This window comes from Paenarthrobacter sp. 4246, from assembly GCF_040546855.1.
Lineage (GTDB): Bacteria > Actinomycetota > Actinomycetes > Actinomycetales > Micrococcaceae > Arthrobacter.
Genome location: NZ_JBEPOP010000004.1, coordinates 289,051 through 301,442, shown reverse-complemented (window position 1 = coordinate 301,442; position 12,392 = coordinate 289,051). Strand labels below are relative to the sequence as shown.

19 protein-coding genes are annotated in these 12,392 nt (G+C 63.4%); 11 read left to right on the top strand and 8 right to left on the bottom strand.

From position 1 onward, the window contains the following. Window positions 1-12: 12 nt before the first annotated feature. The gene (locus tag ABIE35_RS09315) at window positions 13-393 is read left to right on the top strand and encodes an META domain-containing protein (RefSeq protein WP_354514309.1); all 381 of its coding nucleotides are present in this window, start codon (window positions 13-15) and stop codon (window positions 391-393) included. Window positions 394-482: 89 nt separating this feature from the next. Here the strand turns inward: ABIE35_RS09315 and ABIE35_RS09310 are convergent, their stop codons facing one another. From ABIE35_RS09310 to ABIE35_RS09300, 3 genes are all read right to left on the bottom strand, one after another. Further along, complete coding sequence (locus ABIE35_RS09310) at window positions 483-635, bottom strand: DUF6855 family protein (protein WP_354514307.1); 153 nt, start codon at window positions 633-635, stop codon at window positions 483-485. A gap of 96 nt (window positions 636-731) precedes the next feature. Next, window positions 732-2,036 (bottom strand): MFS transporter, encoded by a 1,305-nt coding sequence (locus ABIE35_RS09305; protein WP_354514305.1) that lies wholly within the window; start codon window positions 2,034-2,036, stop codon window positions 732-734. 74 nt (window positions 2,037-2,110) lie between these two features. Next, on the bottom strand, window positions 2,111-2,275 hold the full coding sequence (locus ABIE35_RS09300; protein ID WP_207595972.1) for a hypothetical protein: 165 nt from the start codon (window positions 2,273-2,275) through the stop codon (window positions 2,111-2,113). A 198-nt stretch (window positions 2,276-2,473) separates the two neighbouring features. Between ABIE35_RS09300 and ABIE35_RS09295 the strand changes: the two genes are divergently transcribed. The 3 genes from ABIE35_RS09295 to ABIE35_RS09285 are packed head-to-tail and all read left to right on the top strand — an operon-like array spanning window position 2,474 to window position 4,906. Next, complete coding sequence (locus tag ABIE35_RS09295) at window positions 2,474-3,307, top strand: hypothetical protein (RefSeq protein WP_207595973.1); 834 nt, start codon at window positions 2,474-2,476, stop codon at window positions 3,305-3,307. Continuing rightward, entirely contained in the window at window positions 3,291-4,040 is a 750-nt protein-coding gene (locus ABIE35_RS09290) for a LamB/YcsF family protein (protein WP_354514302.1), read from the top strand. The genes ABIE35_RS09295 and ABIE35_RS09290 overlap by 17 nt, the downstream gene beginning before the upstream one ends. A 53-nt stretch (window positions 4,041-4,093) precedes the next feature. Continuing rightward, on the top strand, window positions 4,094-4,906 hold the full coding sequence (locus tag ABIE35_RS09285) for a 5-oxoprolinase subunit C family protein (protein ID WP_354514300.1): 813 nt from the start codon (window positions 4,094-4,096) through the stop codon (window positions 4,904-4,906). A 35-nt stretch (window positions 4,907-4,941) separates the two neighbouring features. On the opposite strand, the gene ABIE35_RS09280 is transcribed toward ABIE35_RS09285, so the two are convergent. The 3 genes from ABIE35_RS09280 to ABIE35_RS09270 form a co-directional block, all read right to left on the bottom strand. Then, complete coding sequence (locus ABIE35_RS09280) at window positions 4,942-5,331, bottom strand: MBL fold metallo-hydrolase (protein WP_354514687.1); 390 nt, start codon at window positions 5,329-5,331, stop codon at window positions 4,942-4,944. Further along, a complete protein-coding gene (locus ABIE35_RS09275; protein ID WP_354514298.1) occupies window positions 5,225-5,533 on the bottom strand; it encodes an MBL fold metallo-hydrolase in 309 nt (102 codons plus the stop codon). Before ABIE35_RS09275 ends, ABIE35_RS09280 begins: the two co-directional genes overlap by 107 nt. 65 nt (window positions 5,534-5,598) lie before the next feature. Further along, window positions 5,599-6,990 (bottom strand): DUF445 domain-containing protein, encoded by a 1,392-nt coding sequence (locus ABIE35_RS09270; RefSeq protein ID WP_354514296.1) that lies wholly within the window; start codon window positions 6,988-6,990, stop codon window positions 5,599-5,601. 50 nt (window positions 6,991-7,040) lie between these two features. On the opposite strand from ABIE35_RS09270, the gene ABIE35_RS09265 reads away from it, so the two are divergent. The 4 genes from ABIE35_RS09265 to ABIE35_RS09250 are packed head-to-tail and all read left to right on the top strand — an operon-like array spanning window position 7,041 to window position 9,471. Then, entirely contained in the window at window positions 7,041-7,928 is an 888-nt protein-coding gene (locus ABIE35_RS09265; RefSeq protein ID WP_354514294.1) for a glycerophosphodiester phosphodiesterase, read from the top strand. A gap of 36 nt (window positions 7,929-7,964) precedes the next feature. Next, a complete protein-coding gene (locus ABIE35_RS09260; RefSeq protein WP_354514292.1) occupies window positions 7,965-8,399 on the top strand; it encodes a DoxX family protein in 435 nt (144 codons plus the stop codon). Next, window positions 8,396-9,163, top strand: coding sequence for an AzlC family ABC transporter permease (locus ABIE35_RS09255; RefSeq protein ID WP_354514290.1), 768 nt, complete (start codon window positions 8,396-8,398; stop codon window positions 9,161-9,163). The genes ABIE35_RS09260 and ABIE35_RS09255 overlap by 4 nt, the downstream gene beginning before the upstream one ends. Further along, window positions 9,160-9,471 carry an AzlD domain-containing protein gene (locus ABIE35_RS09250; RefSeq protein WP_089593385.1) on the top strand — a complete coding sequence of 104 codons (312 nt, stop codon included), beginning with the start codon at window positions 9,160-9,162 and terminating at the stop codon, window positions 9,469-9,471. The genes ABIE35_RS09255 and ABIE35_RS09250 overlap by 4 nt, the downstream gene beginning before the upstream one ends. Here ABIE35_RS09250 and ABIE35_RS09245 read toward each other — a convergent pair. Together ABIE35_RS09245 and ABIE35_RS09240 are read right to left on the bottom strand one after the other, a co-directional pair. Then, window positions 9,468-9,995, bottom strand: coding sequence for a DUF5684 domain-containing protein (locus tag ABIE35_RS09245; protein ID WP_354514287.1), 528 nt, complete (start codon window positions 9,993-9,995; stop codon window positions 9,468-9,470). The genes ABIE35_RS09250 and ABIE35_RS09245 overlap by 4 nt on opposite strands. A gap of 76 nt (window positions 9,996-10,071) precedes the next feature. Then, entirely contained in the window at window positions 10,072-10,701 is a 630-nt protein-coding gene (locus tag ABIE35_RS09240; RefSeq protein ID WP_354514285.1) for a TetR/AcrR family transcriptional regulator, read from the bottom strand. Between the two features lie 92 nt (window positions 10,702-10,793). Here ABIE35_RS09240 and ABIE35_RS09235 point away from each other — a divergent pair, with 92 nt between their 5' ends. Genes ABIE35_RS09235 through ABIE35_RS09225 form a run of 3 tightly spaced genes read left to right on the top strand, consistent with a single transcriptional unit; the run spans window position 10,794 to window position 12,335 of the window. Beyond that, entirely contained in the window at window positions 10,794-11,126 is a 333-nt protein-coding gene (locus ABIE35_RS09235; RefSeq protein ID WP_354514283.1) for a thiamine-binding protein, read from the top strand. Window positions 11,127-11,166: 40 nt separating this feature from the next. Next, window positions 11,167-11,838: an O-methyltransferase gene (locus tag ABIE35_RS09230; protein WP_354514281.1), complete on the top strand. Its 672-nt coding sequence runs from the start codon at window positions 11,167-11,169 to the stop codon at window positions 11,836-11,838. Further along, a complete protein-coding gene (locus tag ABIE35_RS09225; RefSeq protein ID WP_354514279.1) occupies window positions 11,838-12,335 on the top strand; it encodes a GNAT family N-acetyltransferase in 498 nt (165 codons plus the stop codon). Before ABIE35_RS09230 ends, ABIE35_RS09225 begins: the two co-directional genes overlap by 1 nt. Window positions 12,336-12,392 lie beyond the last annotated feature (57 nt).

Here is a 12,392-nt window from a genome sequence, read left to right as displayed (position 1 = left end):
TAGACTGACCGCATGGCGCAGACCCAGACCCGCATTGTCCGCGTTGTTTCCTTGGCATTCGTAGCTGCTGCTTTCCTGGCGGGCTGCGCGGGAAGCGGCACCAGCCCGTTCGTCGGAGTCTGGGGTGATACCAGTAACGCCAAGCAACCCTCCCTTGACATGAAGTCTGACGGCAGTGCCACCGGAACGGATGGTTGCAACAGGCTCGTCGGCTCCTGGAAAGAGGACGGAAAAACCGTATCGTTCGGAGGTTTCTCGTCTACCCGGATGGCTTGCCAAGGCGTTGACACGTGGCTCTCGAACGCTGCCACCGCCAAGATCCAGGAAGACGGAAAACTGGCTGTTTTCGGCCAAGGCGGGGATCAGATCGGCACACTGGCTGCCGGCAAGTAGCCCGGCTGGGAGCAGTGCCTGCTGACGGTCTCACCCGGCAGGGCCGGATCTCGCCATGGCTCGACGCCGCAGGGAAAAGTCCAGGGATGTCATCTGATGGCCCGCATGCTGTTGTTCCGCTTCTCATGCGTCAGTTCAGCCAAACCGAGGGCCTCCAGCAGAGGAGGCATGTACATTCCGAAGCGGCCACGGTAGCCCTTGCGCAATCCGTACCAGCCACCCACGGGATTGTCCGTATACATGGTGTAGTTGGAGGGTCCCGGGGGAGTGGTGAGCTGCCACGGATCGTCTTTTGGTTCCTGCGGCCATGGTGTGTCCTTCCGGGGGTGGTGCCCAAGCTACACAGCGTCGGGCTGGGTGTCTGCAGTCTCAGCATCGGAGGCACCTGAGGTCAAGGGATTCTGGATCTCATCCGTCAGCATGCGTGCCACGAAGAGGGCAACAAAAGCCATGATGGGGCACGCCAGGCCGCCGACGAAGAAGATCAGCCAGATCGGAACCACCTCCGCGAGGGGGCCGGCGAGGGCCATGGAAACCGGCATCAGGGCCAGGGAAACAAAGAAGTCCAGGCTGGAAATCCGGCCCAGCAGATGCCGTGGCACGCGCCGCTGCAGCAACGTTCCCCAGATGACAGTGCCGATCCCTTCGGTGACTCCGAAAATGAGCATGGCAGCGCCGAGCATCCAAAAGCTGTTCATGAACCCAATGGCCGCCACGGGCAGGCTGCCAAGGCCCCATGTCAGCACCATGACTGTCAGGTAGCGGCGGGGGAGGCGAAGGGATGCGGTAGCCAGCGCGGCGATGGCGCTTCCTACGCCCATGATGGCCAGCAGGAAGCCGAACATCCTCGAGTCGCCGCCCAACTGGTCCTGGACAACGAAGGGCAGCAGGACCTCGATGGGTCCGATGAGTAACAGCACGGACAAGCAGGCCCAGATGAGGGTCCACAGCAGCCAAGGGGTCCGGATGGTGTAGCTGAATCCCTCCGCGAGGTCCTTGAAGAGGGACGACTTCGCCGGTGTCCCGTCGGTACCAACAGCGTCCACTCCCAGAGTCTGCCGGCTCAGGAAGTTCACGATTCCGAAGGCCAGCAAATGACACACGGCAACTCCTGCCACAGCGTGCGCCGGAGACAGCGCTGCCACCAGGATTCCGGCAAGTGCCGGGCCCGCTGCCTGTTGCAGGACCGGCCTCACGGTGCCCTCCAAGCCATTGGCGGCCAGGAGATCGTCGGCAGGCAGGATACGCGGAAGGATCGCCGAGTACGCAGGGAAGAAGAACGCCTGCCCCACACCCAGGACAAAAGCGCCGATGGCCAGATGCCACAGCTCAAGCACGTCAAGCATGGCCAGCGCCGTGATGGTCGCGATGACTGCCAGGTTGGCGCCTTCTACCGCAATAATCAGGAGCCGTTGAGGGAGTCTGTCGGCCGCGATGCCTCCGGCCAGCACGAAACCCACCAGGCCCAGGCTGGCAGCAGTGGCCACCAGCGACAGTTCCAACGGACCGCCGCCGAGGTGGATCACTTCATAGACCATCGCCACTGCCCACATGCCCGATCCAAAAATGGAAATGGACAGCGCGGAAATCAGTACACGGAATTCCCGGTGCGCAAACGGACGCAGCGCTCTTAACGCAGCCATTTCACCAGCCTAGACCTGGGAGTTGGCGCTGTGGAAGGCGCGCCTGCCGATGGCGAGAGCGGTAGGGACCTGGGTTATGAAGCGCCCGACGGCGGTACGTCGTCGTCGATGTCCGGGCCTTCCGCCGGATCCTGGCTGTGGATGCCGGTATCGTGCGAAACCCAGCCCTCCGTTTCACCCTCGGCCGGGGCGTCGGTGTGGTGTCGGATGACGTGTTCGTTCTTTTCCGAGGCGTTCATAACGGATACTTCCCGTCCTGGGTGGACCGCTTCCGTGGGTGCCCCCAGTCTACGCCGCGGGAGCACTGCTGCAACGTCCGCTGTGCGCGGAATAGTATCCACATACCGCCCCGGGGAGGTCTCGCAGGTCAGGGGTGTGGCATAGGCTGAATCCAACAGTTCCCAGTATGACAACCCAGCTGTCAAGGAGAGGTGAAGATGCCCAAGCGACCCAACCCGGCGGTGAAAATCGCCCAAGAGACAGCCCATAACGCAGTCTTCGATCAGGAAGGCAACACCAAGCCCGGCGTCCATAATGTCCTGCTGAAGGCTGTCGAAGTCCAGCGCCCCTTGGTGCTGGCCAACCTGCGCAGGCTGCAACGCAGACACCCACATGACACCCCTGCCCAGCTCGCAGCGAAACTGGAGCGCCACTACTTGCTCGCCATTTCCGGTGGAGGTGCAGCGGTGGGTGCAACGGCCGTCGTTCCTGGCATCGGAACTGCGGCGTCCCTGGGACTTTCCGCGCTCGCCACCGTGGGCTTCCTGGAGACCACCGCGCTCTATGCGTCGTCCTTGGCGGAGCTCCACGGCATCCGGCTGACTGATCCCGTACGTGCGCAAACCATGGTCATGGCCATCATGCTGGGCGAAGAAGGCACGTCCATGCTCGGGGCACTGAGTGGCCAATCGCTCGGCCGCGGCAAGGGCGTAACCAACGCATGGGGCAGAACCCTCACCAAGAAGATTCCGGGAAGCGGCTTTGGCGTCATCCGCGACTCCATCCAGCGGGCCTTCCTCAAGAACCTTGTGAAGCGCCAGGGGACCGCGTTCCTGGGCCGTGCCCTGCCTTTCGGCGTGGGCGCAGTGGTGGGTGGTGCCGGCAACCTCATGATGGGCCGCGCCGTGGTTTCCACCGCCAAGGAAGCCTTCGGTCCCCTGCCGGACACCATCCCGGGTGAGCTGCTCCCCAATGCACCAAAGAATGGCGTCGCTCCCGAAGCGGCAGAAACCCTCACGCTGGAAGGCGGTAACAGTGGACCTGAACGCTGATCTCGGGGAGTCTTTCGGCTCCTGGATCATGGGTGACGACGCCTCGATGTTCCGCATCGTGAGCAGTGCCAACGTGGCCTGTGGCTTCCACGCTGGTGATCCTCTCACCATGTTGGACAGCTGCCGGGCGGCGTTTGAACTGGATGTCCGAGTAGGAGCGCATGTGGGCTACCGGGACCTGGCGGGCTTTGGCCGGCGTTCCCTGGACATGACCTTCGACGAACTCTTCGGCGACGTTTTGTATCAACTCGGCGCCCTCGATGGGGTGGCCCACGCTGTGGGAGCATCGGTGGACTACGTGAAGCCGCACGGCGCGCTCTACAACCGGATTGTCCGTGATACCGAGCAGGCCGAAGCCGTGGTCGCGGCCGTCCACGCCTATGATCCCGGGCTCCCCGTACTTGGCCTGCCGGGCTCCGAATGGCTGAAGCTCGCCGAAGAATCCGGTCATCCAGTATTCCGCGAGGCGTTCGTGGACCGTGCCTACCTTCCGGACGGCACGCTGGTACCCCGTAACCAGGACGGCGCAGTGCTGCATGACCCCGCTGCGGTGGTGGCTCAGGCCGTAAGGTTGGCCACGCGCAAGGAAATCCTGGCCATCGACGGAACTGTCGTCCCCGTAGTGGCTGATTCCCTGTGCATTCACGGAGACACACCGGGGGCTGTCAACATGGCCGCTGCTGTCCGGGAAGGCCTTGAGCAAGCCGGTGTTCAGATTGAGCCGTTTGCCTAGACCTGATGGTGCGTAATCCACGTTCTGCTGGTTTGTAAGGGAAGGTTGGCCGGATGGGTGCAGTGGTGGTGGTCCCTGGAACTCTGACGCTTGCCCTCAAGCCCGATCAAGCCCTGGACCGGAAGTCCCTGCACCTGGCGAACGCCTTGCTGGGAAATCCGGAACATGCGGGCGGACTCGAGGTGCTGGTGGGCGGCCTGAAGCTCAGGTTCGTGACCGGATCGGCCGTGGCAGTCACTGGCGCCGAGGGTGTGGTGACGCTCAACGGCTCAGAGTTTCCGCTGAACAAAGCGATCAGGGTAGCTCCCGGAGCAGTGTTGGAGTTCGGCCCGGCGTTATTTGGGATCCGTTATTACGTAGGGGTCCAAGGTGGTGTGTCGGTGCCCGGCGAAGCGCTGTCCGCCGGTTCGTCCGTGACGTTCGGAAAGCCACACGGCCAGGGTTTCCCCGAGGTCACCCACACCGCCCGGCGGGCACTGGACCCCGAGAGAGCGGTAGTTGCCAGGGTTTCACGTGTGCCAGACGGGCCGAACGACCCGCAGGCTCAGAATATCGACACCGGCACGTGGCTCCGGTTGACCACGGAACCGTGGACTCTCTCGCAGGAATCGGATCGTGTGGGTGCGCGGCTGACGGGTCGGCCGCTTGAAGTTGGCCGAACGGCCCCAGCCGCCGAAACCCAAGCAGCCCATCCTCAACCGTTGGCCTTGGGCGCAGTGGTGCTGCCGCCGTCGGGCCTTCCCGTCATTGCGTTGGCTGGCCGTCCGGCAAAGGCAAAATCGCCGGTGATTGCCGTGGTGCGGGACGAAGACCTGGACCTGATCGGCCAAGCAAGGCCAGGGCAGATGGTCCACCTGCTCGGCTGAGAAAACGCGATGTTGATTTTCTCAAGAACGGCATTTCATGAGAAATCCCAGCTCCGCCGTTTTTCGGCGAGCCGCTGAACCTGCCACCCATGGACGTCGGCCAGCCACTCCAGAGGAGCGGACGGGCCAACCCTCGGGTCATCGGTTTCACGGTCATCCAGCAGCGCCTGCACATAGGCGCGATCCTGAGCAATGCGTTCCCGCAACTGCCCAGCAGAGCCCACTGAGCCGTGGCCCGGGACGATGGCAACAACATCGTCGGCCACGGAATCGAAGAGCCGCAGCGCTTTAAGGTAGTCATTGAGCGGATCTGCTGCCTCAAGGTCGAGGAATGGCATCAGGATGTCGGACAGCATGTCGCCGGATACCAAGACACCGGCTCCCTCGATCAGGAGGGCTGCCGAAGTCAGGGTGCCAGAGCACATGGTCCCAGTCGGGGTGCGTGGAGAAGCCGGCCACAACGCCCTGGCCCAACTCGCGGAGGTCATCCGCGATGGCGGCCATTTCGTTGACCGTAATGCCTGGGTCGACCAGCAGGACACCGTCCCGGCCCTGCACCACCGTGCAGTTGCTCTGGATGAATTCGCTCTCATGAACCAGAACGCCGTCAGCGACGTGCTTCAACATGGAAGTGCCTCCCTTCAGAGCTTCTGCGCCAGGGCCACGGGATAGCTCCAGAGCGCCGCCGGGGACTAGCCGAACAGCAGGTGCGCCACCGTAAAGATCGCGAGTCCGGCCAAGGCGCCCACCACGGTGCCGTTAATGCGGATGTACTGGAGGTCCTTGCCCACCTGCAGTTCGATCTTCTGGGACGTTTCCTCGGCATCCCAACGCGCCACGGTGTCAGAGATGACGCCTGCGATGTCCGAGCGGTACGTGTTCACCAAGTAACCCGCCGCGTCTCCGATCCAGGCGTTGACCTTGTCGGCCAGTTCGGCGTCGTTGACCAGCCGTGTACCGAAATCGCGAACGGCGCCCTTGAAGCGCTGGCTCAGTTCACTCTGCGGATCATCGACGGCGTTGAGCAACGCAGTCTTCACGGTTCCCCACGTGCGGGACGCCAGTTCGCGGACCTCGGGGTCGCCGAGGATCTGGGCTTTGATGGACTCTGCGCGCTCGATCATGGCGGGATCATGCTGAAGGTCCTGGGCCAGATCCTTCAGGTAGGCGTCGATCGACTGGCGCACCTGGTGGTTCTGGTCCGACTGAACAGCGCGGACAAATTTGGAGAGCTCCACATACACCCTGTCGCCCACCAGACCGTCCACGAACGTGGGCACCCAGAGGGGCGAGCGATCCGATACCAGCCGGTTGACGGTGGCGTGGTTTGCATCCACCCAGTCGGCGGCGCGGTCAACCAAGAGGTCAACCAGGGTGTGGTGGTGGCCGTCCGCGAAGATCCGTTCAGCCATTCGGCCCACGGGCGGCCCCCACGGCGGGGTCAGCAGGTGCTTACGGACCATTCCCTCGATGACTGCCTGCACGTCGTCGTCGTTCAGGACTGTGAAGGCGCCACGGATGATTGCGCCGCCTTCCTTAGCCACGCGTTCGGCTCCGCCCGGCGCCGACAACCATGTGCCGGCCTTGCGGGCAATATCGATGCTGGCCAACTTGTCCTGCACAACCTCCTGGGAGAGGAAATTGCTCTCCACGAAGTCACTGAGTGACTCGCCGATCTGATCCTTGCGGCGCGGAATGATGGCCGTGTGGGGGATCTTCAGGCCCATGGGGTACTTGAACAGCGCCGTCACGGCGAACCAGTCGGCCAACGCGCCCACCATGCCGCCTTCGGCTGCCGCCCGGACGTATTCCAGCCACGGATACTGCTTCTGGAACGCGAACGCCACGGTGAAGATCACCGCCATGGCGATCAGTAGCGCCAGCGCCAACCGTTTCATGCGGAGCAGCGCGGCCGCTTTTTCCATGTCACCCGCTGAAAGGTCGACGGCGGCGCCCCGCCGTGCGCGAGCGGAACCGGGGCGAGTGGAAGCTGCGCGCGCGGAACCTGCGGAACGCGGCTGGTGGGGCAGCGGGTTGGGGTTGGTGACGTCTTCAGTTGGGATTTGTTCAGAGTTCACCTGCATGAGCCCAGCGTAGCCCCCGCAGATGCACGGAGGTGGGCTACCGTGTCTGCATGACTAGCGACGACTTCGCCCCAGGCCGGCCCAAGGTCTACGCCCATCGCGGCGCGAGTGCAGCCTACGCCGAGCACACCAGGGCTGCTTATCTGCAGGCAATCGCCGACGGCGCCGACGGTGTGGAGTGCGATGTCCACCTGACGCGGGACCAGCACGTGGTATTGCTGCATGACGCGAACCTGGACCGTACGTCCACCGGCACAGGTCCGGTGGCAGAGCACACGTTGGAGGAGCTCCGCTCCCTGGACTTCTCGTCGTGGAAGGGCGCACGCATTCCCGAGGCGTACGGGGGAGTGGCCGATCAATTCCTGACCTTGCCGGAATTGCTGGACATCCTGCGCGGGGCCGGCCGCGAGATTGGTTTGGCGATTGAGCTCAAGCATCCCAGTCCGTACCGGCTCAAGCTGGAGGACAGGGTGTTGGCGTTGCTGGAAGAAGAAGGCTGGACGCCGGTGGAATCCCGGCTGGAGAACATCCGGATATCCTTCATGAGCTTCGACACCGATTCCGTCCAACGATTGCTGCAGAGCGTGCCAAAAGAACACGTGTGCCAACTGGTGGACGACTTCACTGTGAAGGAGCTTCGGCAAGAACTCGGGCTGGGCTTCCTGACGGGCGGTGCGGTAGCCAACGTCATGCGTGCTACCCAGCTTGAGGCGGAGCGTGTCCTGGACGCAGGCGAAGCATCAATTGCCGGCCCGGGTATCGACTACATCAGGGAGCATGCGCGTAACGTGCAGCGGTGGTTGGAAGCCGGGCGTATATTCCGCGTGTGGACCGTGGACTCGGAAAAGGACGTAGCCCTGTGCCAGGGACTTGGTATCCATGAGATCACCACCAACAAGCCGGCGCAGGTCCTCAAGCAATTGATGGTGTCAAGCTGACTTTGGCGGCCACCCCGCTTGTGATTGAGTGGTCTCATGTCATTTCGCTGGTCAGCACAAGCAACCCGAACCACGTCCGCAGTAGCTTTGAGCGCACTGCTTCTGGCCAGCGCCGCGAAGCACTTCCGCACCCCTAAGTTCTACTACCCGGTGGTGCCGGACTACCTATGCCGCAACGACGAGCCGGCTGGCCGCCCGAATGGACCGCTGGCAGTCATGTCCCGCGAGGAATGGGTTGCCTCGTCCGGGCTGATCGAGGCGGCTGCCGCCGTCGGGCTCCTGATCCCTGCCACGCGAAAAGTTGCCGCGGACGCCACCACGGCGATGTTCACTGCATTCCTTGCCGGGCATATAGATGCACTTCGCCGTGCCTATGGTCCCAACGGCACGGCCGCCGAGCGCCGCATCCATACTGTCCGCCTGCCCCTGCAGATTCCGCTGATCCTGTGGTCGTGGAGCTTGCGGAAATGAGCGGCAGTGCTGCTCCCGTGAAGCTGAGGGAGTCGCCGGCTTTCAAGGTCGCTGTGTCCCTGAGTATCGCCACGGGCCTCTACGGAGTGTCCTTTGGAGCCCTCTCCGTGGCGTCGGGGTTCGATTTCTGGCAGACCATGGTGTTGAGCCTGTTGCTGTTCAGTGGCGGATCGCAGTTCGCCTTCATTGGTGTTGTGGCAGGCGGTGGCTCCGGAGTAGCGGCCATGACGGCCAGCGCCTTGCTGGGGTTGCGCAACGGCATCTATGGCATGCAGATCAACGCGATGCTCCGCCCTGGCGGATGGAAGCGTTATGTTTCGGCGCACATCACCATCGACGAATCGACAGCGACGGCGTCGGGCCAGTCCGATTCCGACGAGCAGCGCCGGGGGTTCTGGACTGCTGGAATCGGTATATTCATTCTCTGGAATATCTTTACGGCCATCGGGGCCCTGGCCGGGGACGCGATGGGCGACCCCAAACAATGGGGTTTGGACGGGGCCGCGGTTGCTGCTTTCCTGGCCCTGCTCTGGCCGCGGTTGAAAGGCCGCGAGCCCTGGGCAATCGCTGCTGCCTGCGCACTGGCTACCATCCTGGCCGTGCCCTTCGTTCCCTCGGGCGTTCCCATCCTGGTGGCGGCCGTGGTGGCAGGTGTCATCGGCTGGTTCAGCCACGCACGCCTGGACGAAGGGCTGGAGCCGGACGTGGATCCCTACGCGGAGAAACACCGGCATGGGAAGCCTGCGAATGGAGACACACAGTGAACCTGTGGCTATGGATCCTGATTGCCTGTGCGCTGGCATACCTCACCAAGCTGGTGGGCTACTTCGTTCCGGCCAAGCTGCTGGAGAGCCCCCGCATCATGCACGTGGCCGGCACCATGACCATTGGCCTGCTGGCCTCCCTGACGGTGGTCAACGCTGTTGCCTCCGGACAGGGACTGGTCCTTGATGCCCGCATCGGCGCCCTGGCAGCCGCCGCCGTCGCGCTGTGGCTTCGCGCACCGTTCCTGGTGGTGGTGATTTCGGGCGCCGCGGCCGCGGCACTCCTCAGGCTTCTGGGCTGGGGCTAGCGGTACTGCCGGCCATTGGGCTGCTGGACCGGCGGCTGCGGATAACCCTGCTGGACCGGCGGCTGCGCATAGCCCTGCTGGAAAGGCTGGGCATAGCCCTGCGGGTAGGCCACGAATTGCCGCCCGGCCGCCGGACCCAAATAGGGAGCCGAACCGTAGGAGAGCATCGGCACGAAGACCACAGGCAACAGGACCAGTCCAACGGTGTAGCCGGCGTCCTTGCCGAACGACTTGGAGAGGTCGTGGAGGGCCACGATGCTGAAGTAGATTCCTGCGAACGGGATAAGGCACAGCAAGAACCAGTACCAGGGGCGGCCTGCGATCTCCATGAGCTTGATGCTGTTGTAGATCGGAACAAAAGCTGCCCACGCAGGGCGGCCTGCCTTGGTGAACATTCCCATGTAGAGCACGCCGACGATCGCAAAGACCACTGCGAAGTAAATGACCATAAGCAGCAGGACCAGGCCGGCCGCCGCAGCGGATTCAGAACCGCTGGATGAGTATGTGCTCAGGGGAAAATTCATACAACCGAGCCTAGTGCCCCATAAGCTGTCCCGCGATGGGCAGGACTCACCACTCGACCGCGCCGATCGGCTGCGGCTAGAGAGCCTCGGTCAGCGTCACACCCGGAATGCCGGACTGTTCCGGAAGCGGTCGTGACGGGCGCTCGGTCCGGATGGCGTCTTCAATCAACGCCACGGGACGCTTCCACGCCGCAGAGCCCGGTTCCATGGTGTCCACGGCGCCAATCAGCATGGCCACAAGCCGGACCATGTCCTCGATGGTGATGTCGCGCCGCAAGGAACCCTGGCCTTGTCCCCGTTCAAGGAGGGTGGCCATGGAGCCGATGATGCCGCGGGTGATGCCTATCAAGAGTCCGCGGCGGCCTGCGACGGCGTCAAGGAGGTTCGCGTCTTCGCTGGCTACCTGCATCACGGCATCGATGACGTTGATGAGTCCTTCTGCGGCGTCCATGCCGTCCAAGGCTGCTGCGGCGACAGGGTCTACGTGCTGGCGCAGTTGGCGTGACAACGCGGCGAGGACAAGTTGCTCTTTGTCCGAGAAGTTGCGGAACAGCGTGGCCGGGCCAACCCCGGCGGTGGCGGCAATGGTCTGCAGGGGCACGTCGGGCCCGTGTTCCCGGAAGCATTGCCGGGCAGCGGTGATGATCTTGTCCACATTGCGTGCGGCGTCTGCCCTGAGGGGCTTGCGTTCAGAGGGCTGTTCCATGCTTGTCAGGGTAGCAACGGAGCGCCCTTGGCCCGTTGTTACGCGGGAGTAGGCCGTTATATGACAAACCAGTACGTGAAACACTGGATTCTATGTTGCTTGCTTTCTCAGTCGCCCCTTCGGGCCAGCCCGCATCCGCCACCAACGGCGGACCCACCCCCGACGCTTCCGTGCACGACGCCGTCGCTGCCGCCGTCAAGATCGTCCGCGAATCCGGACTGCCCAACCAGACGGACTCCATGTTCACCACCATCGAAGGCGAATGGGACGAGGTCTTCGACGTCGTCAAGCGCGCCACTGAAGCTGTGGGCCGCTACGGCAGCCGTGTCTCCCTGGTGATCAAGGCCGACATCAGGCCCGGGTACAGCGGCGAGCTGACCGGCAAGGTGGAACGACTCGAAGAGGCGATCTCCGCCACGGACTAGATCCTTCCCCAGCGAAGCCACCGGTGCCAGACTGTAGCCCATGATTGAACACGTGGCCGAGCCTGGTTGGGTCGACGTCGAGCATTACCTGACTGACGTCGTCGTGCGTCCTGATCCTGCCCATAAGCGGGCCCTGGCGTCCGCCGTCGAGGCCGGCATGCCGGCGATTGAAGTAGCCCCCAACGCAGGCAAGCTGCTCCGGATGTTGGTTCAGGTGTCGGGGGCCAGGCGGGTCCTGGAGATCGGAACCCTGGCGGGATTCAGCAGTATGTGGATGGCGCAGGGACTGCCTGACGACGGGCGGATAGTGACGTGCGAATTCCTCCAAAAGCACGCGGACGTGGCACGCGCCAACCTTGATGCTGCCGGGGTGGGGCACAAAGTGGATATCCGGGTGGGCGCTGCCCTGGACACCCTTCCCACGCTGGTGGGGCAGGAATCGTTTGATTTTGTTTTCATCGATGCGGACAAGGAAAACGACTCCAATTACCTCGACTGGGCTATCCGGCTGGGGCGCCCTGGCACGGTCATCGTGGTGGACAACGTCATTTGGGACGGCGCCATCCTGGAGCCGGAACGGGATCAGGTCAATGCGCCTGGCATCGTCAAGATGCTGGACATGATGGGCCAGGATCCGCGGCTGGACGCCACTGCCATCCAAACGGTGGGCAGCAAGGGCTGGGACGGTTTCGCGATAGCGCGGGTGCGCTAGTGGATTTCACGCTTCGCCCCGCTACGGTGGACGACGCCGAAGCGATGGCCCTCATGCATGTCCAGTCGTGGCGCGAAAGCTACGGGCACCTGTTGCCCCCGGTATTCTTCGAGAAACAGGAAGCGGCGCTGCCCGACCGCATCCAGCGCTACCGGGACTACATCGCGGCGGGTCACTCCAGGATGCTGGCCCACGATCCCGATGGTCTCCTGGTAGGCATCGGAGCCGCAGGCCCGGGCAGGGATGAGGACAGCCCCTGCGAACGGGAGCTTTTTATGCTCTACACCTTGGAACGCATCCATGGCCGGGGAGTTGGCCAAGCATTGGTGGATGCCTTGATCGGCGATGGCCCGGCGTACCTCTGGGTCCTGGACCACAACCCGCGCGCCCAGGCCTTCTATCGGCGAAACGGCTTTGTTCCGGACGGCAAACAGCAACTATGCGATCCCTCCTGGTACTCCCTGCCGGAACATCGCATGGTCCGTCCCGGGCTCTAGCAAGTTCCTCCCGCGCGAGCTGTTCCCACAGCAGACTCCTGTGGATATGGTGATCAC